This window comes from Pseudomonas sp. Arb-4-2C, from assembly GCF_055755015.1.
Map to the genome: position 1 here is coordinate 1205467 of NZ_CM146899.1, position 22517 is coordinate 1227983.

Genomic DNA, 22517 nt, shown 5'->3' on the forward strand with positions numbered 1-22517 from the left:
GGGCAAATACTTAGTTCAGATTTTTCTAAACTAATGCCGAGGCTGGAGATAGACTCAGTGCTGTTCACCGGGGTGAACAGGATGCCCCTGTGGGAGCGGGCTTGCTCGCGAATACGGTGTGTCAGCATCATGGATGTCAACTGACACGACGCCTTCGCGAGCAAGCCCGCTCCCACAGGGAGGGTGTGTTTCCAGACGCACCGTGTGTTTCTTGTGATGGAGTAGACATGGCCAACGCTTTACCTGACCTGAAACTATTGCGCATCTTCGTCAGCGTCGTGCGGCATCAGGGCTTCGCCAATGCGCAGCAGGAACTCAACCTGTCGACCTCGGCGATCAGCACCTACATGAGCCAGCTCGAAGCGGCGCTCGGTCTGGTGTTGTGCCATCGCGGGCGGGGCGGGTTCAGTCTGACCAGCAAGGGTGAGCTGTTCCATCAGGAAACCCTGCGCCTGCTGGCCGAACTCGAAGGCTTCGAGCAGTACGCCGCCGCGCTCAAGGGTGAGCTGCGTGGCACGCTCAACCTCGGTGTGATCGACTCCACCGTCAGCGACAAGGCCCTGCCGTTCGCCGAAGCCATCGGCGCCTACAGCCAGGAACACCCGGCGGTGCATTTGCACCTGTCGGTGATGAGCCCGTACGAACTGCAACTCGGCGTGCAGGACAACCGCCTCGATCTGGCCATCGGTGCGTTTTCCACGCGCATGAGCGGTCTGGTCTACATGCCGCTGTACCGTGAGCAGCACTGGCTGTATTGCAGCAGCCGGCACCCGTTGTTCAACGAGCGGCGGATTCCCGAGCAAGTCATCACCCAGCAACGCATGGTCGGCCGGGGTTACTGGAGCCAGGCCGAGCTGGCGCGCCACGGTTTCAAGCACAGCGCGGCGACCGTGGAAAGTATGGAAGCGCAGCTGATTCTGGTGCTGTCCGGCGCCTACATCGGCTACCTGCCGGAACACTACGCCCAGGCCTGGGCCGACAAGGGCGACTTGCGCGTGTTGCTGCCGGCGACCTTCGGTTATCAGGCGCCGTTTTCGATGATCATGCGCCGGGGCCGCAGCCGCGAGCCGCTGATCCAGACTTTCCGTGACTTGCTCAAAGCACAGCTCAATCAGGCCTGAGAACATGTCCAGACCCCAATGCCCGCGCTGCCTGCGCCCACAAACCCATTGCCTGTGCCCGCTGATCCCGAGCCTCGACAGCCGCACCCGGGTGTTGCTGTTGCAGCACCCGAGCGAGGTCAATCACGCGCTGAACACGGCGCGACTGGCGGCGCTGGGTCTGACCAACGCCGAGCTGATCGTCGGTGAGGTATTCGAGGATCTGCCGGCGCTGCTCAGCCGACCGGGGTATCAGACGCGGTTGTTGTTTCCCGCCGACGATGCGCAGCCGATGCAGGCTTACAGCGAATCCGCTGAGCCGCTGCTGCTGGTGGTGCCGGATGGCACCTGGCGCAAGGCGCGCAAGATGCTCCATCTCAATTCGCTGCTGGCGGCGCTGCCCCGAGTGACACTGGCCGAGGGCGGGGTGTCGCGGTATCGGTTGCGCAAGGCGCCGGGGCCGGGGGCGTTGTCGACCATCGAGGCGATCGTGCAGGCGCTGGAAACCCTCGAGGCGCCGACGACGTTTACGCCGTTGCTCAAGCCGTTCGAGGCGTTGATCGAGGGGCAGATTGCGGCGATGGGGGAGGAGGTTTTTCAGCGTAATCATGGGGACAGATAGTCGTTGCCTGAGCTGGCCTCTTCGCGAGCAGGCTCGCTCCCACATTTGATCGAATCTGCGCACAAACGCTGTGTTCACCTCACATCCCCTTGTGGGAGCGAGCCTGCTCGCGAATGCGTCAGATCTATCTATGCACTGTTCGCAGTGCCTACCGTTCGCGCATCGCCTCGGTCCGCGCCTTCAGCACCGGTTTCAGCAGATAATCCAGCACACTTTTTTCCCCGGTAATAATGTCCACCGTCGCCACCATCCCCGGGATGATCAGCAGCGGTTTCACATCCCCGCCCAAATGGTTTTTATCGGTCCTGACCTGAATCAGATAGAAGCTGTTGCCCTTGTCATCGGTGATGGTGTCGGCGCCGATCAGCTCCAGTTTCGCGCTCAGCCCGCCGTAGATCGTGTAGTCATAGGCACTGAACTTGACCATGGCTTTCTGGCCCGGGTGCAGGAACGCGACGTCCTGCGGACGAACCTTGGCTTCGATCAACAGGTTGTCTTCCAGCGGCACGATTTCCACCATGTCGCTGCCCGGCTGCACCACGCCGCCGATGGTGTTGACCTTGAGCTGCTTGATCACCCCGTGCACCGGCGAGGTCACGGTGGTGCGGCTGACGCGATCGTCGATTGCGATGCTCGAGGCGGTGATTTTCGACAGGTCGGTGCGCTTCTGATTGAGGTCCTTGGCGGCGTCGGAGCGGAAGGTCTGTTCCGATTCGTCGATCTTGCTCTTGATCTCGTTGATCGCCGATTCGGCTCGGGGGATCGCCAGCGTCGTCGCGTTCAGCGAGCCACGAATCTCCACCGCGCTGCGCTTGAGCCGCAGTATTTCCACTGGCGATACCGCGCCGGTGCCGACCAGCGGCGCGGACATGTTCATCTCTTGCTGCAGCAGCGCCAGGCTGGAGCTGTACTGACCTTGTTTGGAGCGAAACTCCGCCAGCTCCTGCGTCTTCTGCCGCAGCTGTTCGGTGAGGGTGCGTTGCTCACTGGCCAGGCGCCGTTGGCGCTGGTCGTACAGCGCCCGTTCGTCTTCGGCGACCTGTGGTGCCTTGGCAACCACCTCGTCAGACAGCTTGAGCGGGCGCCCCTCGGCTTCGGCGGAGAGGCGTTCGACTTGCGCGGTCAGGGCGTAACGGTCGGCTTCGCTCTCACCCTTGTTCGACAGGAAGCGCGTGTCATCCAGGCGCAACAGCTTGTCGCCCTTGTTCACCATTTGCCCTTCACGCACGAAAATCTCGGTGACGATGCCGCCCTCAAGGTTCTGGATCACCTGGACCTTGCTCGATGGGATCGCTTTGCCTTCGCCCATGGTCACTTCTTCAAGCACCGCGAACTTGGCCCAGACCAGCGCACTGATCAACAGCGCCGCCGCCAGCCACACGGTGATCCGCGACCAGCGCGGCGAATCCTGTAACGAAGCACCGGCGGTTTCGGGCATGAACTCGGCTTCGGCGCTTTTGCCGAAACTGTCGAAGTAGCCGCGTGATTTGCCATCGGATGCAGCTGACATGGGCAACTCCTAGACCGCCGCCGAGCCGACACGGCCCTTGCGCAGTGCATCGATGACCGCTTCTTTCGGGCCGTCAGCGACGACCCGGCCGTTGTCCAGCACCAACAACCGATCCACCAGGCTCAGCATCGAGGTGCGATGGGTGACCAGCAGCAGCGTCTTGCCTTGCACCCAGCCGTGGAGCTTCTGGCGCAGCAGGTCTTCGCTGCTGTTGTCCATGGCGCTGGTGGGCTCGTCGAGCAGCATGATCGGCGGGTCGAGCAGCAGCGCCCGGGCCAGCAATACGGCCTGGCGCTGGCCGCCGGAGAGCAATTGTCCACGCTCGCCCACCGGGCGGTCGAAACCTTGCGGATGCTGGCGGGCGAGCTCGGTGACGCCGGTCAGTTCGGCGACTTCGAGCATGCGTGCATCGCTGATGTAACGTGCGCCGAGGGTCAGGTTGTCGCGCAGGCTGCCGGCCAGCAGCGGCAGGTCGTGGGCGACGTAGCCGATCTGCTGGCGCAGGTCGGCGACATCCAGTTGCCGCAGGTCGAGGCCGTCGAGGAGCAACTGGCCTTCTTCGGGTTCATAGAAGCCCATCAGCAATCGCGCCAGGGTGCTTTTGCCTGAACCGCTGCGGCCGATGATGCCGATCCGCTCACCGGGTTTCATGCTGAAGCTGACGTTGCTCAACGCCGGCGCGTTCTGGCCGTTGTAGTGAAACGTCACGCCGCTGACGTCCAGCGCACCTTGCAGTTGTGTACGTTCCAGTGGCCGCTGCTTGCCGTCGCGCTCCTGCGGCAGGCCCATCAGCGCGTCGGTGCTTTTCATCGTCAGTTGCGCTTGCTGGTAGCGGGTGATCAGGCCAGCGATCTGCCCCAGCGGCGCGAGCACGCGGCTGCCGAGCATGTAGCTGGCGACCAGCGCACCGACGCTGAGGTTGCCGGCGATGATGCTGTAGACCCCGGCGACAATCGTCGCCATCCCGGAAAACTGCTGGATGAACAGCGTGCCGTTGGTCGCCAGCGCCGAGAGGTTGCGCGCATGGCTGTCGAGGCGGGTGAGGGCGCCGTGGGTGCTTTCCCATTTGTGCTGGCGCTCGCTTTCGGCGCTGCAGGCCTTGAGGGTTTCGAGGCCGCCGAGGGTTTCGATCAGCAACGCCTGACGTTCGGCGCCCAGGCTCAGGCTTTTTTGCACGGTGTCACGCAGGCGCACCTGAATGGCCAGGGCAAAAATGATCGTGATCGGAAACGCCAGCAGCGGAATCACCACCAGCCAGCCGCCGAGCAGGCCGATCACCACCAGCATCAACACCACGAAGGGCAGGTCGATCAGGCTGGTCAGGGTCACCGCCGTGAGGAATTCACGCAGGCCCTGAAAGTCATGAATGCTCTGGGCGAAACCACCGATGGTGGCTGGCCGTGCCTTCATCGCCATGCCGGTGATGCGTTCAAATAATGTCGCGGAAAGGATCACGTCGGTTTTCTTGCCGGCGGTGTCCAGCAGGTGCGCACGCACCACCCGCAGCACCAGTTCGAAACCGGTGCCGATCAACAGGCCGATCGCCAATACCCACAGGGTCGAGGTGGCTTGATTGGGCACCACGCGGTCGTAAGTCTGCATGACGAACAGCGGCACCATCAGGCCCAGCAGGTTGATCAGGAAACTGGCGAGGATCGCATCGCTGTACAGCCATTTCGACAGCTTCAGGGTGTCGCGAAACCAGGCGTGGACCCGCGGCACCAGCGGTGAACGCAAGTCTTCGAGTTCGTGGCGCGGACGGGCGAACAAGGCCTGGCCGCTGTAGTGTTCGGCCAACTCTTCACGGCTGACCCATTGCTCGCCGCCATCGGCTTCGCTGGGCAGAATCAGCACCTTGCCGTCGTCGGCGAAACGCCGCAGCACAGCGGTACGCCCATCCTTGAGCAACAACAGAATCGGCAGATTCAGCGCTGAGACATCTTTCAGTTCACGCCGCAGCAAGCGCGCCTGCAGACCGGCCCGGGCCGCTGCACGGGGCAACAGGTCCAGGCTCAGGCGTTGCTTGTTCAGGGGCAGCCCGGCACTCAGGCTGGCGCGACTGACAGTCGCGCCGTGGAGTTTGCAGAGGATCAACAGACCGTCGAGTAACGGGTCATCGAAGCTCAACCGCGGATCGATCCCGGTGCTACCGGGTTCCATGCTGGTCATATTGATCGCCTCCGTAAGACTTGCCCAAAACCTGTGGCGAGGGAGCGTGCTTCCGTTGGGCTGCGCAGCAGCCCTGTGCAACTAACGGAATCGGCAGTGTGAGCGCTGCGCACTCAAGAGTTACGGTGCGGCGATCCGACAAGCTCCCCCACCACAGCGTTTTGCTTACTTCAGTTCAGGCAGGCGCGCCTCGTTCTTCACCTCGGTCGCCGCGATCGCATCTGCCGGCAGCACCACCCGTTGCTTGCTCAGCAACTGGCCCATATTTGCCAGCACGCGGTACATCGAATACTCCTCGGTGTAGCGGATTTCGGTGTAGCGACGGTTGGCGTTGTAGAGCTCGTTTTCACTGTCGAGCAAGTCGAGCAGGGTGCGTTGGCCAAGGCCGAACTGATCCTGATAGGCCGCGCGCACACGTTTGGTGGTCTCGGCATATTCGCGGGCGGTCGGGGTCTGCTTCTTCGCGTTGACCATGGCGTTCCAGGCCAGGTGAATGTTCTCGTTCAACTGACGCAGGGCATTGTTGCGGATGTCCATTGCCTGGTTGATCTGGTGCGCATCGGACGCCAGACGGGCCTTGTCGCTGCCGCCGCGGAACAGGTTGTAGTTCATGATCACGCCGACGCGCCATTCGTTGTCGTGGCCTTCATCGCCTTGCACGTTGTTGTTCGCACCGACTGCCGCTTCGGCATCGAAGCGTGGGTAGAACGGCGACTTGGCAACTTCGTACTGGCTCTCGGCCGACTGCACGTCCGCCTGCGCGGATTTCAGGTACGGGTTGTTCTCGACCATGCTCTGCTGGGCTTCCGGCAGGCTGGTGGGGATTTCGCCGCGGGTCGACGGTGGCGCTTCGAGTTCATCGGGCATGCGCCCGACCACGGCGTAGAAGTTCGATTCGGCGTCGGCCAGATCGACTTCAGCGGTGTCGAGGTTGTTCTGCGCCAGCGCCTTACGGGCGACCGACTGATCGGAGTCAGCGGTGCTGCCGATGCCGCGCTGGGTACGCAGGCCGATCTGATCATTCACGCGCAAGTGCGCTTGCAGGTTGTTCTTGGCCAGGGTCACCAGTTCACGACGCTTGAGCACTTCGAGGTAGACCTCGATGGTGCGCAGGGCCAGATCCTGGGCGGTGCCTTGCGCGTAGTAGGCGCGCGAGTTGGACACGCCCTTGGTGCGTTCGACCTCGTTGGCGGTGTTGAAACCGTCGAAGATCATTTGCCGAAGGCGTAACTCGGACTGGGTGTAGTTGAGAATTTCGGTGTTGTGTCCGCTCGGCGTCAGCGAGCGGGTGTTGGTGTTGTCGCTGTAGCCACGCCCGTAGGCGGCATTCAGATCGACGGAAGGATAGAAGCCACCCTTGGCCACCTTCACCTGCTCATCGGCCGACAGTTTGGCGTCGACTCGCGAGGCGAGTTCCGGGTGGGTGGCGATGGTGCTTTGAATCGCTTCGGTCAGGTTCATGGCCTGGGCTTGGGAAGTGCAAGCCATGGCCAGCAAAACCGCGCTGCAGAGGGGGGTTAAAACGCGCATGGGGTGCATCTCCCTGGTCCTGATGGTGCGTTACTGTCGCCAAATATTTGACGATATTTTGAGGTATAAGCGTTTCACTCTTGTAACAACAGAGCTAAGAACATCCTGAAGCGTAGCTAAGAAAAAATTTTCATAAGGCTTATGCCGAAAAAAACTTATGCGCTTGACAAAAACCGGCACATTGTTCAGGACGAAAGCCTTTGTTTCATGCGCTTTAGGGAGCACAGAAAGGCTTGAGGAAAGTTCCACTCACTTTGCGACATACGGCGAAGTACTGCTGAAGGGGAGGGACGCGTAGCGGTTAATGAGCGACAGTTTTTTGTCACTCGGGTGATTCACCACCGTTACGTAGCGTTAGTGGGCGTGCTGCATCGATCAGGGAACCGAAGTGCTTGAAAGCACTGAAGTTTCCTTATTCGCGCAAACCTGCGAAACGAACTGCCGAGGTGCGAGCGTCACCCCGGCAACCCGCTTGAGCCATGGGCTGCTTCGCGAACCAGTGCCGACGGTGGTCGGCAGCGGAGGAAATTCACATGGCAACGCTCATCGGGATCGTCACTAAAGTCATTGGTCAGGTTTTTGCGCAGGGTACCGACGGCACGCGCCGCGCCCTGGTCGAGGGCGACCGCTTGTATGCCGGCGATCAAGTGATCACCGGCGCTGAAGGCGCCGTCGCCGTTCATCTGCAAAACGGCCATGAGTTGACCCTGGGCCGCGACAGCAGCATGACCATGTCCGGGCAACTGCTGGCCAACCAGGCGGTGCACATCGATTCCCCTGAAGCGCTGACGCCGAGCGAAGCGCAACTGACCGATGTCGAACAGATCCAGAAAGCCATCGCCGCTGGAGAAGACCCGACCAAAGCCGCGGAAGCGACCGCTGCGGGGCCGAATGCACCGACTGGCGTGCCAGGCGAGGCGGGCGGTGGCCACAGCTTTGTGTTGCTGACCGAAGTCGGCGGGCGAGTGGACCCGGTCATCGGTTTTCCCACCGCCGGTTTCAACGGGATTCCCGAGTTTCCGCAAGTGCGGCCATTTGTGGTGGTCGACAATGGCGACAACACGCCAATCGTGCCGCCGGTCAATAATCCGGTGACACTCAGCGGCCTCGCGGTACCCGGCGGGGAGCTGACGCTCAACGAAGCCAACCTGCCGGACGGCTCCTCTGCCAATCCTGGTGCGCTGACCCAGAGTGGCAGCTTCACGGTGTCGGCACCGGACGGTCTGAGCAGCCTGAACATCGGTGGGATCAACGTGATCAGCGGCGGCGTGGCGGCGGGTTTTCCGCAGTCGATCACCACGCAACTGGGCAACACCCTGACCATCACCGGCTACAACGCTTCGACCGGGGTCGTCAGCTACAGCTACACCCTCAACGGCAACGACGCCCATCCGGCGGGTGATGGCGCCAACAGCCTCAGCGAACATTTCACCGTGACCGCCGGCGACAGCAATGGCGACAGCGCCACCGGCTCGCTGGACGTCAACATCATCGACGACGTGCCCAGAGCGGTGAGTGACAGCAACGCCAACACCGCGTCGGAAACCCTGTTGACCCTCACCGGCAACGTCCTGACCAACGATGTGCAGGGCGCCGATCGTGTACCCACTGGCCCCGTCACCGCGGGTACGTTCACCGGCACTTTCGGTACCCTGGTGTTGAATGCCAACGGCACTTACACCTATACCCTGAACACCAGCGATGCGGATTTCAAAGCCCTGCACGGCGGCGGCAACGGCACCGAGACGTTCACCTACACCATCACCGATTCGGATGGCGACACCAGCACGGCGAATCTGGTTTTGCAGATTCACAACAACGACGATCCGGTGGTGATCAACGGGTTGAGCGTTGAAGGCGGGGAACTGACGGTCTTTGAGAAAAACCTCAGCACCGGCAGCGAGCCGGATTCCACCGCGCTGACCCAGAGCGGCACCTTCAGCATCACGGCGCTGGATGGCGTCACCACATTGACCGTCGGCGGCATCGCTGTCGTTACCAACGGCGTGGCTGCGGGCTTCCCCCAATCGGTCACCACACCATTGGGCAGCACGTTGACGATCACAGGTTTCAATGCGACCACCGGTGTCGTCAGCTACAGCTACACCCTCGATCACAACGACGCTCACCCAACCGCCAACGGCGCCAACAACCTGCCTGAGCAGTTCGCCGTCACCGTAGTCGACGACAACGGCACGACCGCCAACGCAACGCTCGATGTGAACATCATCGATGACCTGCCAAAAGCGGTGAACGACAGCAACACCGGCACCGCCTCGGAAACCAACCTGACGCTGACCGGCAACGTCCTGACCAACGACGTGCAGGGCGCCGACCGTGTACCGACTGGCCCAGTCACTGCCGGGACTTTCACTGGCACTTACGGCACCCTGGAACTGCACACCGACGGCACCTACACCTACACGCTGAACCCCACTGATGCCGACTTCAAGAATCTGCACGGCGGCGGCAATGGGACCGAGACCTTCACCTACACCATCACCGATTCGGACGGCGACACCAGCACGGCGAATCTGGTTTTGCAGATCCACAACAACGACGACCCCGTGGTCATCAGCGGCCTGGATGTGAACGGCGGCGAACTCACCGTCTACGAAAAAAACCTCAGCACCGGCAGCGCACCTGATGCCAATGCGCTGACCCAAAGCGGCACGTTCACCATTACCGCACTGGACGGTGTCACGACGCTGACCGTCGGTGGAATCGCGGTGGTCACCAACGGCGTGGCGGCAGGCTTCCCCCAATCGGTCACCACACCGCTCGGCAGCACGTTAACGATCACAGGTTTCAACGCGACCACCGGTGTCGTCAGCTACAGCTACACCCTCGACCACAACGACGCCCACCCAACCGCCAACGGTGCAAACAACCTGCCCGAGCAGTTCGCCGTCACCGTAGTCGACGACAACGGCACCACCGCCAACGCAACGCTCGATGTGAATATCATCGATGACCTGCCAAAAGCAGTGAACGACAGCAACACCGGCACGGCGTCAGAAACCAACCTCACACTGACCGGCAACGTCCTGACCAACGATGTGCAGGGCGCCGATCGTGTACCCACTGGCCCCGTCACCGCGGGTACGTTCACCGGCACTTTCGGTACCCTGGTGTTGAATGCCAACGGCACTTACACCTATACCCTGAACACCAGCGATGCGGATTTCAAAGCCCTGCACGGCGGCGGCAACGGCACCGAGACGTTCACCTACACCATCACCGATTCGGATGGCGACACCAGCACGGCGAATCTGGTTTTGCAGATTCACAACAACGACGATCCGGTGGTGATCAACGGGTTGAGCGTTGAAGGCGGGGAACTGACAGTCTTTGAGAAAAACCTCAGCACCGGCAGCGAGCCGGATTCCACCGCGCTGACCCAGAGCGGCACCTTCAGCATTACGGCGCTGGATGGCGTCACCACATTGACCGTCGGCGGCATCGCTGTCGTTACCAACGGCGTGGCAGCGGGCTTCCCCCAATCGGTCACCACACCGCTCGGCAGCACGTTAACGATCACAGGTTTCAACGCGACCACCGGTGTCGTCAGCTACAGCTACACCCTCGACCACAACGACGCCCACCCAACCGCCAACGGTGCAAACAACCTGCCCGAGCAGTTCGCCGTCACCGTAGTCGACGACAACGGCACCACCGCCAACGCAACGCTCGATGTGAATATCATCGATGACCTGCCAAAAGCAGTGAACGACAGCAACACCGGCACGGCGTCAGAAACCAACCTCACACTGACCGGCAACGTCCTGACCAACGATGTGCAGGGCGCCGATCGTGTACCCACTGGCCCCGTCACCGCGGGTACGTTCACCGGCACTTTCGGTACCCTGGTGTTGAATGCCAACGGCACTTACACCTATACCCTGAACACCAGCGATGCGGATTTCAAAGCCCTGCACGGCGGCGGCAACGGCACCGAGACGTTCACCTACACCATCACCGATTCGGATGGCGACACCAGCACGGCGAATCTGGTTTTGCAGATTCACAACAACGACGATCCGGTGGTGATCAACGGGTTGAGCGTTGAAGGCGGGGAACTGACAGTCTTTGAGAAAAACCTCAGCACCGGCAGCGAGCCGGATTCCACCGCGCTGACCCAGAGCGGCACCTTCAGCATTACGGCGCTGGATGGCGTCACCACATTGACCGTCGGCGGCATCGCTGTCGTTACCAACGGCGTGGCAGCGGGCTTCCCCCAATCGGTCACCACACCGCTCGGCAGCACGTTAACGATCACAGGTTTCAACGCGACCACCGGTGTCGTCAGCTACAGCTACACCCTCGACCACAACGACGCCCACCCAACCGCCAACGGTGCAAACAACCTGCCCGAACAGTTCGCCGTCACCGTAGTCGACGACAACGGCACGACCGCCAACGCAACGCTCGATGTGAACATCATCGACGACCTGCCAAAAGCAGTGAACGACAGCAACACCGGCACCGCCTCGGAAACCAACCTCACGCTGACCGGCAACGTCCTGACCAATGACGTGCAAGGCGCCGACCGCGTACCGACTGGCCCGGTCACTGCCGGCACCTTCACCGGCACTTACGGCACCCTGGAACTGCACACCGACGGCACCTACACCTACACGCTGAACCCCACCGATGCCGACTTCAAAAACCTGCACGGCGGCGGCAACGGCACCGAGACCTTCACCTACACCATCACCGACTCGGATGGCGACACCAGCACCGCCAACCTTGTCCTGCAGATCCACAACAACGACGATCCTGTGATCATCAGCGGCCTGGATGTGAACGGCGGCGAACTCACCGTCTACGAAAAAAACCTCAGCACCGGCAGCGCGCCTGATGCCAATGCACTGACTCAGAGCGGCACGTTCACGATCACTGCTCAGGACGGCGTTACCACGCTGACCGTCGGTGGAATCGCGGTTGTCACTAACGGTGTCGCCGCAGGCTTTCCGCAATCGGTCACCACACCGCTCGGCAGCACGTTGACGATCACAGGTTTCAATGCGGCAACCGGTGTCGTCAGCTACAGCTACACCCTCGACCACAACGACGCCCACCCAACCGCCAACGGTGCAAACAACCTGCCCGAACAGTTCGCCGTCACCGTAGTCGACGACAACGGCACGACCGCCAACGCAACGCTCGATGTGAACATCATCGATGACCTGCCAAAAGCAGTGAACGACAGCAACACCGGCACCGCCTCGGAAACCAACCTGACGCTGACCGGCAACGTCCTGACCAACGACGTGCAGGGCGCCGACCGCGTACCGACTGGCCCAGTCACTGCCGGGACTTTCACCGGCACTTACGGCACCCTTGAACTGCACACCGACGGCACCTACACCTACACGCTGAACCCCACCGATGCCGACTTCAAAAACCTGCACGGCGGCGGCAACGGCACCGAAACCTTCACCTACACCATCACCGATTCGGACGGCGACACCAGCACCGCCAACCTTGTCCTGCAGATCCACAACAACGACGACCCGGTGATTCTCAACGGTCTCGACGTCAATGGCGGCGAACTCACCGTCTACGAAAAAAACCTCAGCACCGGCAGCGCGCCTGATGCCAATGCCCTGACCCAGAGCGGCACGTTCACCATTACCGCACTCGACGGTGTCACGACGCTCACGGTGGGCGGAATCGCGGTTGTCACCAACGGCGTGGCAGCGGGCTTCCCCCAATCGGTCACCACACCGCTCGGCAGCACGTTAACGATCACAGGTTTCAATGCGGCAACCGGTGTCGTCAGCTACAGCTACACCCTCGACCACAACGATGCCCACCCAACGGCCAACGGCGCCAACAACCTGCCTGAGCAGTTCGCCGTCACCGTAGTCGACGACAACGGCACCACCGCCAACGCAACGCTCGATGTGAACATCATCGATGACCTGCCAAAAGCGGTGAATGACAGCAACACCGGCACGGCGTCAGAAACCAACCTCACACTGACCGGCAACGTCCTGACCAACGACGTGCAGGGCGCCGACCGCGTACCGACTGGCCCGGTCACTGCCGGGACTTTCACTGGCACTTACGGCACCCTGGAACTGCACACCGACGGCACCTACACCTACACGCTGAACCCCACCGATGCCGACTTCAAAAACCTGCACGGCGGCGGCAACGGCACCGAGACGTTCACCTACACCATCACCGACTCGGATGGCGACACCAGCACCGCCAACCTTGTCCTGCAGATCCACAACAACGACGACCCGGTGATTCTCAACGGTCTCGACGTCAACGGCGGCGAACTCACCGTCTACGAAAAAAACCTCAGCACCGGCAGCGCGCCTGATGCCAATGCGCTGACCCAGAGCGGCACATTCACCGTGACCGCACTCGATGGTCTGCAAACCCTCACCGTCGGCGGCATCGCCGTGGTCACCAACGGTGTGGCGGCAGGCTTCCCGCAATCGGTCACCACACCGCTCGGCAGCACGCTGACCATCACTGGTTTCAACGCGGCTACAGGTGTTGTGAGTTACAGCTACACGCTGGATCACAACGACGCCCACCCCACCGGTAACGGTGCCAACAGTCTCACCGAGAACTTCAACGTGGTCGCCACCGATGGCGACGGCAGCACTGCGTCCGGGCAGATCAACGTCAACATCATCGACGACCTGCCGACCGCCAAGGCTGACACCGGTTCGGTGGTGGAGGGCGGTACGGTCAATGTCAGCGTGCTGGGCAATGACGTTACCGGTGCGGACGGCGCCGCAGCGGGCGGTGCAGTGGTTGGCGTGCGTGCCGGCGGCGACACCTCAAGTTCGGCGATCGGCGGCCTCAACAGCAACATCAACGGCACCTACGGTTTCCTGACCCTGGATGCGGCCGGCAACGCCATTTACCACAGCAACCCGAACTCGGTGAGCCCACCGGGTGCCACCGATACTTTCACCTACACCATCCGCGACGGTGACGGCGACGAAAGCACCACCACCATCACCATCAACGTCGCCGACAGCAAACTGGTGGCCTCGGTCGATCAGGACGTGACGGTCTATGAAAAAGCCCTCGACCTGACCAAGGACGGCCAGGACCTGGCCCCGGGTACGGTCACCGGCAGCGATCCGACCAATACCGGCGAAACTGCCACCGGCACGCTGGTCGGCGCGGTCACTGGCGGCAGCGGGGCGATCACTTACACCTTGGTTGGCAGCGCCACCGGCACTTACGGGCAGATCCAGCTCAACGCTGACGGCACCTACACCTACACCCTGACCTCGGCGCCGAAAACCACGCCGAACGCCAACGACGGCGCGAATACCCTGAGCGAAAGTTTCACCTACAAAGCCACCGATGCACTGGGCAACAGCACCACCAGCACCATCTTGGTCAACATCGTCGATGACGTGCCGAAAGCGGTGCCGTCGGATCGCTCCGTGGCAGCGGTGGAGATCGATTCCAACATCCTCATCGTCCTCGACATTTCCGGCAGCATGGTCGATCCGTCCGGCGTGCCGGGGCTGTCGCGGCTGGATCTGGCGAAACAGGCGATCAGTGCCTTGCTCGACAAATACGACGACCTCGGCGACGTGAAGGTGCAACTCGTCACCTTCAGCAGCAGCGCCACCGACAGAACGTCGGTATGGGTTGACGTGGCGACCGCCAAATCGCTCCTCGCCGGCCTCACGGCGGGTGGCGGCACCAACTACGACGCGGCCGTGGCGACGATGCAAACCGCCTTCAACACCTCGGGCAAACTCACCGGGGCGCAGAACGTCGGCTACTTTTTCTCCGACGGCAAACCGACCACAGGCCAGGAAATCGGCACCGCTGACGAGACCGCACTCAAAGCGTTCCTCGATGCCAACAACATCAAGAACTACGCGATCGGCCTGGGCAGCGGCGTGAGCAACGCCAACCTCGACCCGCTGGCCTATGACGGCATCAGCCACACCAACACCAACGCCGTGGTGGTCACCGATCTCAATCAGCTCAACTCGGTGCTGTCGGGCACCGTGGAAGGTGCGCCGGTCACCGGTTCGCTGCTGGGCGAGGGTGGCACGTTCGGTGCCGATGGCGGTTTCATCAAATCCATCGTGATCGATGGCACCACCTACACCTATGACCCGCGCGCCAACAGCGGCCAGGGGTCGTTGACCCCAAGTGGTGGCACCAACCACGGCACGTTCAACACGGTGAACAACACGTTGAGCATCGCCACCAACAACAGCGGCACGCTGGTGATCAACCTCGATACTGGCGACTACAGCTACACCTCACAGAAAACCACCACCACGGTGATCACCGAGAACATCGGCTTCACCCTCAGCGATAACGATGGCGACCTCGCCAGCTCGACGCTGACGGTGAAAGTGATCCCCAACTCGCCACCGGTGGCGATGGACGACCACGTCATCACCAACGTGCTGTCGAGCAGCGTCACGGTGCCGGGCGAACTGCTGCTGGCCAACGACACCGACCCGGACGGCGACCCGCTCAACGCCTCGCCGACCACCTTCAACACCGGGTGGGCAGCCAAGGGCGCTGACTTCAGCGGTACCGGCGCCATCACGTTCAACGGCACCGGTAACACCGCCGCCAACCAGAACCTGGCCGACGTGCGCAATGCGTTCGCGGCCAACACGGCAGCGATGACGGCTGTGCTGGTGGTCAGCGGATACCTCGGCGCGGTAACCACCGCCAATGCCAACGATGAGGACCTGATCACCGTCAAACTGAAACAGGGCGAAACGCTGAACCTGGATCACAACCTGGCGGCCGGGCACATCACCATGGAGTACTCGGTCAACGGTGGTGCGTTCACCAGCATCGCCGACGGCGGCACCATCACTGCCAGCGCTGATGGCACCTATCAGATCCACGTGACCAACATCAGCAACACCAGCGGCAGTAACCCCACTGCGGCGGAAAACTACCAACTGACCATGACGGTCAACTACGCCGGCGCGCACGACGTGACGCCGGACTTCAACGGCACCTACACCGCCAACGACAACCATGGCGGCAGCGACACGGCCAACGTCAGCATCACCTATCAGGATGGTCATACCCTCACCGGTACCGCAGGCGATGACATTCTGGTGGCCGGCACCGGCAACAACATCCTCAATGGCGGCGACGGTAACGACGTGCTGACCGCCGGCTCCGGCAACAACGAAATGCACGGCGGCGCGGGCAACGACTTGCTCTACAGCGGCCCGGGCAATGACATTCTCGATGGCGGCACCGGCATCGACACGGTCAGCTATGCCCACGCCACTGCCGGAGTCACGGTCAACCTCGGTCTGCTGGGGGCGCAAAACACCATCGGCGCTGGCACCGATACCCTCAGCAACATCGAAAACCTGGTCGGTTCGAACTTCAACGACACCCTGACCGGCGACAACAATAACAACGTGATCAACGGCGGACTGGGCAACGACATCCTCAACGGCGGCGGCGGTGACGATCTGCTGATCGGCGGCATGGGCAACAACACCCTGACCGGCGGGCCGGGCGCCGATACCTTCCAGTACCTGAAGGGCAACACGGGCCACGACACCATCACCGACTTCACCCCGGGCACCGACAAGCTCGACCTGTCGCAACTGCTGCAAGGTGAAAACGGCACCACGGCGTCGCTGGACGATTACCTGCACTTCACCGTCACCGGCAGCGGCGCTTCGGTGCTCACCAGCATCGACGTCAGTGCCCTGGCCGGCGCCACGCCGAACCAGACCATCGACCTGGCCGGCGTCAACCTCGCCAGCCACTACGGCGTGACCCCGGGGGCGGGCGGGGTGATCGCCAGCGGGCACGACACGGCGACGATCATCAGCGGCATGCTCAATGATCATTCGTTGAAGGTGGATACGGTGTAGCGAGGTCTGAAACGACAAAACCCGCCGTCCCGATTAACCGGGACGGCGGGTTTTTTACGCCTGAAGCGATGTGTTGCCGGTGAGACAGCCTTCGCGAGCAGGCTCGCTCCCACAGGTGGGCGCATTCTAATGTGGGAGATTCTATGTTGCAGGGGAACCCTGCAACCTCACATTCGGTTGGTATTCGCTCTGATTTTTCATGAGAGCGAATGCCACTCGGCAGAGCTTGCGGGCGAGGATGACCAAGGCTTGAGTTCTGGCCAGACCTCTTGCCAAGCAGGACTCATAGAACGGTTTCCAAACAGGAGACCGGCAGGCAGCCATTGCGGCATTGTGCGCAAGACGCCTTAACTCTCCATCACCTTTTTTGCTCAGGTGGCGAGGACTGTGCTTTTTCCCTGAGTCCTTTGCCCTCAAGTCCATCCCCAAAAAGGCTATAAAAGCGTCGGCGCTGGCGAAATCACCACGCATAAAAGTGGTAGCCAAGCCCGTGGCCGTCAACTCACCGATCCCTTCAATCGCCTTACAGCGCCGGATATTTTCGGTGATGCCCGCCTCCTCGCTGATTTCGCGCAGCAATTTCTGAATCACCTGTTCAGAGCGTTTGAAGTGTTCCCGCTCTTGGACCGAGAGTTCTTTCAAAAGAGGTTCGCTTGACCAGCTCAGCATGAGGCCAGCGTGGTTTTTTACCAGCTGTGCACGCTTATTAAGCAGGCTTTTCAGCACGGTATAGAGCTGAGGAGGTGGACTCCAGACCCGCAGTCGTTGCTGCTCGCTGGAAAGATAACGCGCCAGCAGGCGCGCATCGCAGGGGTCAGTTTTTGCTCTCTGACCAACACCTTCGCGGTAATGGCTCACCCGGTAAGGGTCCACAATATAAACACGGTGCCCCATGCCGTGAGCCAGCTCAGCCGTATCGAGGTGGTAAAGGCTCGTGGCCTCCAGGGCAATCGAGCTATGAGCAGGTAGGGTCTTGAGCCAGCGGCCAATCGATGCGCGATCGTTGCTGATGAACTGGATATTTTTCAAGTCTTCGCGGTAAACGACGATTTCGGCCTTGGCGACATCGATACCAACTACCGTTGGCGAGGTAAGGATTGTCATGACGAATCCTCGGAGCTAGGGTTTAGGTGCTTGTTGGGGTCTACCGTAGCGCTGGCTTGCCTCTATCGTCGGTTCTACCGATGAATTCTTTATCGGCGCTTTAGGTAGAAGGGGCGGAACGAGAAGTCTCCCACGGTCCGTACTGGCTAGAGTCGGAATCGAGCTTTTAGTCCCGCCCACCCCTTCAAGTCTAAACATACAAGCGAGCCTGCTCGCGAAGGGGGCATTATCGACGCCGCGTGATTCAGGTGATGTTCATCACACCTGCGGTAATTTCAGATCATCCAGCGCCCGACTCACCGCCAGCTCCGCGAGCATCACTCCGGTCCAGACCATGGATTCGCAGGCGTTGACCAGCAGCGATTCGGTGCTGATGCCGGGGCAAATCATGCACATCGTATTGGCTGGCGTGTAAAACTCGCTTCAAGACTTGCGCAACGTCTTCTGCCGCAAGATATAAACCGTCACCAGTACCGCACTGGTCAGCATGAACCCCCGCGCCCACGGCAGCGGCACCAGGTAACACGAGAACAGAATGCTCGCCCACATCAGCCCGATCGCGTAGACCTTGCCTTTGAGCGGAATGCCGTTGCCGTCGAGGTAGTCGCGGATCCATGGCCCGAGTCGCGGATGCTCGACCAGCCAGCGATAGAAACGCGGAGAGCTGCGGGCGAAACACGCCGCTGCGAGCAGAAGGAAAGGGGTGGTGGGCAGAACCGGCAGGAAAATGCCGATCACCCCCAATGCCACGCTGAGCCAGCCGATGGCCAGCAGGATGTAGCGCAACATCAGGGGGCGGTTGCCTATGGGGTTTTCCATAGGCCGGGTCTTAGTGGTGACGTGGCTTGAGGATCGCCGGTTTTTCGTCTGGCGCCTGGCACAGCAGATACAGCGCGGTCAGGGCTTCCGGGATCTGCACGATCATGTCGTCCATCAGGTTGGCGTCCTTGGCGATGTCTTCGAATTCTGGCTGTTCGTCGAACAGGCCCGAACCGACCATGATCGGCAGGAGCATTTCGCTGACTTCTTCTTCGGCGGTCTCGAACCAGGCGGCTTCACGCAGGAACACGCCTTCCATGAAACCGATGCACCAGCCGCGCAGTTCGGAATCGTCCGGCTCGTCACCGAGGTCCAGATCGCATGGCAGTTCGAATTCCTCGTCGGACGCCAGTTGGCGGGCGATGTGTGCCTTGAGGCCGATCAGAGTGGCTTCGATCTCTTCGCGCTGCGCGTCGCTGCTGTAATGCGGCTCTTCGGCGAACAGGGCGTCGATCCATTCGCGCTCCGGTACGTCTTCGGCACAGATCGACAATGCGGTCAGGTAACCGTGGGCGGCCACGTAATCCAGCGCCTCTTCGTGCAGCTCGTCGGCGTCGAGAAAGACTTGCAGGCGGGTTAGTTGCTCAGCGAAGGACATTACGGGGCTACCTTGGGGGAATAAACAATGCGGGAATTCTAGGCCTTCTTGCGCGCTCAAGCCAGCCGCACGGCAGATTTGCCGTAATTACAGGCAACACGAATAACCCTGTGGGAGCGGGCTTGCTCGCGAATGCGCTGTATCAGGCACGTTTGTATCGACTGGCACGCCGCCTTCGCGAGCAGGCTCACTCCTACAGGGAGTTATGGTGGCAGATTAATCGGTGTCTTCTCAGCGGCACCCCTTGCCGGGGAGGGCTCGGGTATACTGCCGCGTTTTCGCTCCCTGCTCGTATTGCGGTGGTCTGGCAATGCGCTCTTACGTTTTGTTTAAGCAGCCCTGGCTGTCCTGAACCAGCCTGTGCAGGGATGTTTCGGTAGATTTTTGGAGTTTTTATGCTCGAACAGGCTCAACGCGTCCTCAAGGACATCTTCGGCTACGACAGTTTCCGTGGCCGTCAGGGTGCAATCATTGAGCGCGTGGCCAGCGGCGGTGATGCGCTGGTGCTGATGCCTACCGGTGGCGGCAAGTCCCTGTGCTTCCAGGTGCCGGCGCTGTTGCGCGACGGCCTGGCAGTGGTGGTATCGCCGTTGATCGCCTTGATGGACGATCAGGTCGCCACCCTCGAAGAGCTGGGTGTGGCCGCTGCGGCGCTGAACTCCACGCTGAGTGCCGAACAGCAACGCGATCTGGCGGCGCGGATCAAGCGCGGCGAAGTGAAAATGCTGTATCTGGCGCCCGAGCGTCTGGTGCAGCCGCGCATGCTGTCGTTCCTGCAAGGGCTGAATATCGCCCTGTTCGCCATCGATGAAGCGCACTGCGTCTCGCAATGGGGCCACGACTTCCGTCCGGAATACCTGCAACTTGGCCAGTTGGCGGAAATGTTCCCCGACGTACCGCGTATCGCCCTGACTGCCACTGCAGACAAACGTACCCGCGAAGAAATCGTCACCCGCCTGCATCTGCAAAATGCCGAGCGCTTCCTGTCGAGCTTCGACCGCCCGAACATTTTCTACCGCATCGTACCCAAGGAGCAGCCGCGCAAGCAGTTGCTGGCATTCCTCGCCGAGCGCCGCAGCGATGCGGGCATCGTCTACTGCCTGTCGCGCAAGAAGGTCGAAGAAGTGGCGGCGTTCCTCAGTGAGCAGGGCTTCCCGGCACTGCCATATCACGCCGGCCTGCCCAACGATCTGCGCGCCTTCAACCAGAAACGCTTCCTCAACGAGGAAGGCCTGATCATGGTCGCCACCGTGGCGTTCGGCATGGGCATCGACAAACCCAACGTACGTTTTGTCGCGCACCTCGATCTGCCGAAATCCCTCGAAGCGTATTACCAGGAAACCGGTCGCGGCGGCCGTGATGGCCTGCCGGCGGACGCGTGGATGGCCTACGGTCTGCAAGACGTGGTGATGCTCAAGCAAATGCTGCAGAACTCCGAAGGCGACGAGCGGCACAAGCGTCTGGAGCAGCACAAGCTCGACGCCATGCTCTCGCTCTGCGAAGAGACCCGTTGCCGGCGCCAGACCCTGCTGGCGTATTTCGACGAAGACATGCCCGAGCCGTGCGGCCACTGCGACAACTGCGTCGACGGCGTGCAGACCTGGGACGCCACCGAGCCTGCACGTCAGGCGTTATCGGCGATTTTCCGCACTGGCCAGCGTTATGGCGTCGGCCATCTGGTGGATGTGCTGCTGGGCAAGGACAACGAAAAAATTCGCAGTTTCGGCCATCAGCACCTATCGGTGTGGGGCGTCGGCAAAGCGTTGAGCGAGAGCGAATGGCGCTCGTTGTTCCGCCAGTTGGTGGCCCGTGGTCTGGCCGATGTCGATCACGAAGGTTACGGCGGTCTGCGTCTGAATGACAGTTGCCGGCCATTACTCAAGGGCGAAGTGAGCCTGGAGCTGCGCCGCGACCTCAAGCCGCAAGTCGCCGCCAAGAGCAACAGCAAGAGCCCGGCCAGCCAACTGGTGCGCGGCGAAGAGCGCGAACAGTGGGAAGCGCTGCGCGCGCTGCGGCGCAAACTCGCCGAAGAACACGGCGTGCCGCCGTACGTCATCTTCCCCGACTCGACGCTGCTGGAAATGCTTCGCAGCCAGCCGACCTCGCTGGCGGAAATGGCCACGGTCAGCGGCGTCGGTGCACGCAAGCTGGAGCGCTATGGCGAGGCCTTCCTCGAAGTGCTTGGCGGCGAAGTCGAGGCGCCGAAAGCGGTGGCCGACGTGCGCCACGAACTGATCACTCTGGCCCGCGCCGGCATGACCCCGATGCAGATCGCCGGGCAGTTGCAATGCTCGGAAAAGAACGTCTACACCATGCTCGCCGAAGCCATCGGCAAACAACAATTGTCGCTGGAGCAGGCGCTGGATCTGCCGGAAGAGCTGATGGGCGAAGTGCAGGACGCGTTCCTCGATGGCGAGGGCGAATTGCCGTCGGTCGCTGAAGTGGCCGAGCTGTTTGCGGGGCGGGTTCCGGAGGGCGTGCTGTATTGCGTAAGGGCTGCGCTGCAATCTGAATTCGAAATGTAAGACGGCGTTTGCGCCAACCGTCAGGCAGTTGTAACGATTCAGTACAGGTCGGCTCTTGCCTATAGCCAAATGTCATGCTTAGCTGACTAATAATTAGTTTTTCTCTATTTGTCAGTCTACTCATGAGTGTTTTATGCCGTTAACCGATCAACACCGCTTTGGCATGCAACTGGCCCAGATGTCCCGTGGCTGGCGTGCCGAACTGGATCGCCGGCTGGCGGGTCTGGGTCTGTCCCAGGCACGCTGGCTGGTGCTGCTGCATCTGGCGCGTTTCGAAGACGCACCGACCCAACGCGAGCTGGCGCAAAGCGTCGGCGTCGAAGGGCCGACCCTGGCCCGCTTGCTCGATAGCCTGGAAAGCCAGGGCCTGGTGCAACGCCAGTCCGTGATGGAAGACCGTCGGGCGAAAAAAATCGTTCTCTGCGCCCCGGCGCTGCCGCTGATCGAACAAATCGAAACCATTGCCGCACAACTGCGCAGTGAGCTGTTCGTCGGTATCGACGAAGCGGATATGAAGGTGTGCATGCGGGTTCACGGGCACATTCTGGCCAATCTGGAAAAATCTTGAGGCATAACCGCGCGCCGGTTTTTTGAGGGATCGCGCAGAGCAGACTATAAGAACTACTGGGCAATATCGTGTTCGTACCGGATGTGCGAACGCATAGAAG

Annotated in this window: 12 protein-coding genes; 5 read left to right on the forward strand and 7 right to left on the reverse strand. The window is 61.3% G+C overall.

Annotation, left to right across the window (positions count from 1 at the left end):
• Positions 1 to 227 precede the first annotated feature (227 nt).
• Both AC0J41_RS05500 and AC0J41_RS05505 read left to right on the forward strand, forming a co-directional pair.
• On the forward strand, positions 228 to 1121 hold the full coding sequence (locus tag AC0J41_RS05500; protein WP_007956593.1) for a LysR family transcriptional regulator: 894 nt from the start codon (positions 228 to 230) through the stop codon (positions 1119 to 1121).
• A 4-nt stretch (positions 1122 to 1125) separates the two neighbouring features.
• Positions 1126 to 1722 (forward strand): tRNA-uridine aminocarboxypropyltransferase, encoded by a 597-nt coding sequence (locus tag AC0J41_RS05505; RefSeq protein ID WP_473014790.1) that lies wholly within the window; start codon positions 1126 to 1128, stop codon positions 1720 to 1722.
• A gap of 148 nt (positions 1723 to 1870) precedes the next feature.
• Here AC0J41_RS05505 and AC0J41_RS05510 read toward each other — a convergent pair whose 3' ends face one another.
• From AC0J41_RS05510 to AC0J41_RS05520, 3 genes are all read right to left on the reverse strand, one after another.
• Positions 1871 to 3232 carry an HlyD family type I secretion periplasmic adaptor subunit gene (locus AC0J41_RS05510; RefSeq protein ID WP_025110586.1) on the reverse strand — a complete coding sequence of 454 codons (1362 nt, stop codon included), beginning with the start codon at positions 3230 to 3232 and terminating at the stop codon, positions 1871 to 1873.
• A 9-nt stretch (positions 3233 to 3241) separates the two neighbouring features.
• A complete protein-coding gene (locus AC0J41_RS05515) occupies positions 3242 to 5401 on the reverse strand; it encodes a type I secretion system permease/ATPase (protein ID WP_473014791.1) in 2160 nt (719 codons plus the stop codon).
• Positions 5402 to 5566: 165 nt separating this feature from the next.
• The gene (locus AC0J41_RS05520) at positions 5567 to 6931 is read right to left on the reverse strand and encodes a TolC family outer membrane protein (protein ID WP_025110584.1); all 1365 of its coding nucleotides are present in this window, start codon (positions 6929 to 6931) and stop codon (positions 5567 to 5569) included.
• A 533-nt stretch (positions 6932 to 7464) separates the two neighbouring features.
• Between AC0J41_RS05520 and AC0J41_RS05525 the strand changes: the two genes are divergently transcribed.
• Positions 7465 to 16803 carry a retention module-containing protein gene (locus tag AC0J41_RS05525; RefSeq protein ID WP_473014792.1) on the forward strand — a complete coding sequence of 3113 codons (9339 nt, stop codon included), beginning with the start codon at positions 7465 to 7467 and terminating at the stop codon, positions 16801 to 16803.
• A 141-nt stretch (positions 16804 to 16944) separates the two neighbouring features.
• Here AC0J41_RS05525 and AC0J41_RS05530 read toward each other — a convergent pair whose 3' ends face one another.
• The 4 genes from AC0J41_RS05530 to AC0J41_RS05545 form a co-directional block, all read right to left on the reverse strand.
• A complete protein-coding gene (locus tag AC0J41_RS05530; RefSeq protein ID WP_473014793.1) occupies positions 16945 to 17907 on the reverse strand; it encodes an IS110 family transposase in 963 nt (320 codons plus the stop codon).
• Between the two features lie 258 nt (positions 17908 to 18165).
• Positions 18166 to 18297, reverse strand: a complete 132-nt coding sequence (locus tag AC0J41_RS05535; RefSeq protein ID WP_473014794.1) for a hypothetical protein — start codon at positions 18295 to 18297, stop codon at positions 18166 to 18168.
• A gap of 33 nt (positions 18298 to 18330) precedes the next feature.
• The gene (locus tag AC0J41_RS05540; RefSeq protein ID WP_473014795.1) at positions 18331 to 18726 is read right to left on the reverse strand and encodes a YbaN family protein; all 396 of its coding nucleotides are present in this window, start codon (positions 18724 to 18726) and stop codon (positions 18331 to 18333) included.
• Positions 18727 to 18736: 10 nt separating this feature from the next.
• Positions 18737 to 19324 carry a UPF0149 family protein gene (locus tag AC0J41_RS05545; protein ID WP_025110580.1) on the reverse strand — a complete coding sequence of 196 codons (588 nt, stop codon included), beginning with the start codon at positions 19322 to 19324 and terminating at the stop codon, positions 18737 to 18739.
• Positions 19325 to 19719: 395 nt separating this feature from the next.
• On the opposite strand from AC0J41_RS05545, the gene recQ reads away from it, so the two are divergent.
• Positions 19720 to 21849 carry a DNA helicase RecQ gene (recQ, locus tag AC0J41_RS05550; RefSeq protein ID WP_473014796.1) on the forward strand — a complete coding sequence of 710 codons (2130 nt, stop codon included), beginning with the start codon at positions 19720 to 19722 and terminating at the stop codon, positions 21847 to 21849.
• 133 nt (positions 21850 to 21982) lie between these two features.
• Entirely contained in the window at positions 21983 to 22417 is a 435-nt protein-coding gene (locus AC0J41_RS05555; RefSeq protein ID WP_025110578.1) for a MarR family transcriptional regulator, read from the forward strand.
• Positions 22418 to 22517 lie beyond the last annotated feature (100 nt).

Coding starts and splice junctions, on each gene's coding strand:
- AC0J41_RS05500 (WP_007956593.1), top strand. CDS start 228: ATGGCCAACGCTTTACCTGACCTGAAACTATTGCGCATCTTCGTCAGC.
- AC0J41_RS05505 (WP_473014790.1), top strand. CDS start 1,126: ATGTCCAGACCCCAATGCCCGCGCTGCCTGCGCCCACAAACCCATTGC.
- AC0J41_RS05510 (WP_025110586.1), bottom strand. CDS start 3,232: ATGTCAGCTGCATCCGATGGCAAATCACGCGGCTACTTCGACAGTTTC.
- AC0J41_RS05515 (WP_473014791.1), bottom strand. CDS start 5,401: ATGACCAGCATGGAACCCGGTAGCACCGGGATCGATCCGCGGTTGAGC.
- AC0J41_RS05520 (WP_025110584.1), bottom strand. CDS start 6,931: ATGCGCGTTTTAACCCCCCTCTGCAGCGCGGTTTTGCTGGCCATGGCT.
- AC0J41_RS05525 (WP_473014792.1), top strand. CDS start 7,465: ATGGCAACGCTCATCGGGATCGTCACTAAAGTCATTGGTCAGGTTTTT.
- AC0J41_RS05530 (WP_473014793.1), bottom strand. CDS start 17,907: ATGACAATCCTTACCTCGCCAACGGTAGTTGGTATCGATGTCGCCAAG.
- AC0J41_RS05535 (WP_473014794.1), bottom strand. CDS start 18,297: ATGATTTGCCCCGGCATCAGCACCGAATCGCTGCTGGTCAACGCCTGC.
- AC0J41_RS05540 (WP_473014795.1), bottom strand. CDS start 18,726: ATGGAAAACCCCATAGGCAACCGCCCCCTGATGTTGCGCTACATCCTG.
- AC0J41_RS05545 (WP_025110580.1), bottom strand. CDS start 19,324: ATGTCCTTCGCTGAGCAACTAACCCGCCTGCAAGTCTTTCTCGACGCC.
- recQ (WP_473014796.1), top strand. CDS start 19,720: ATGCTCGAACAGGCTCAACGCGTCCTCAAGGACATCTTCGGCTACGAC.
- AC0J41_RS05555 (WP_025110578.1), top strand. CDS start 21,983: ATGCCGTTAACCGATCAACACCGCTTTGGCATGCAACTGGCCCAGATG.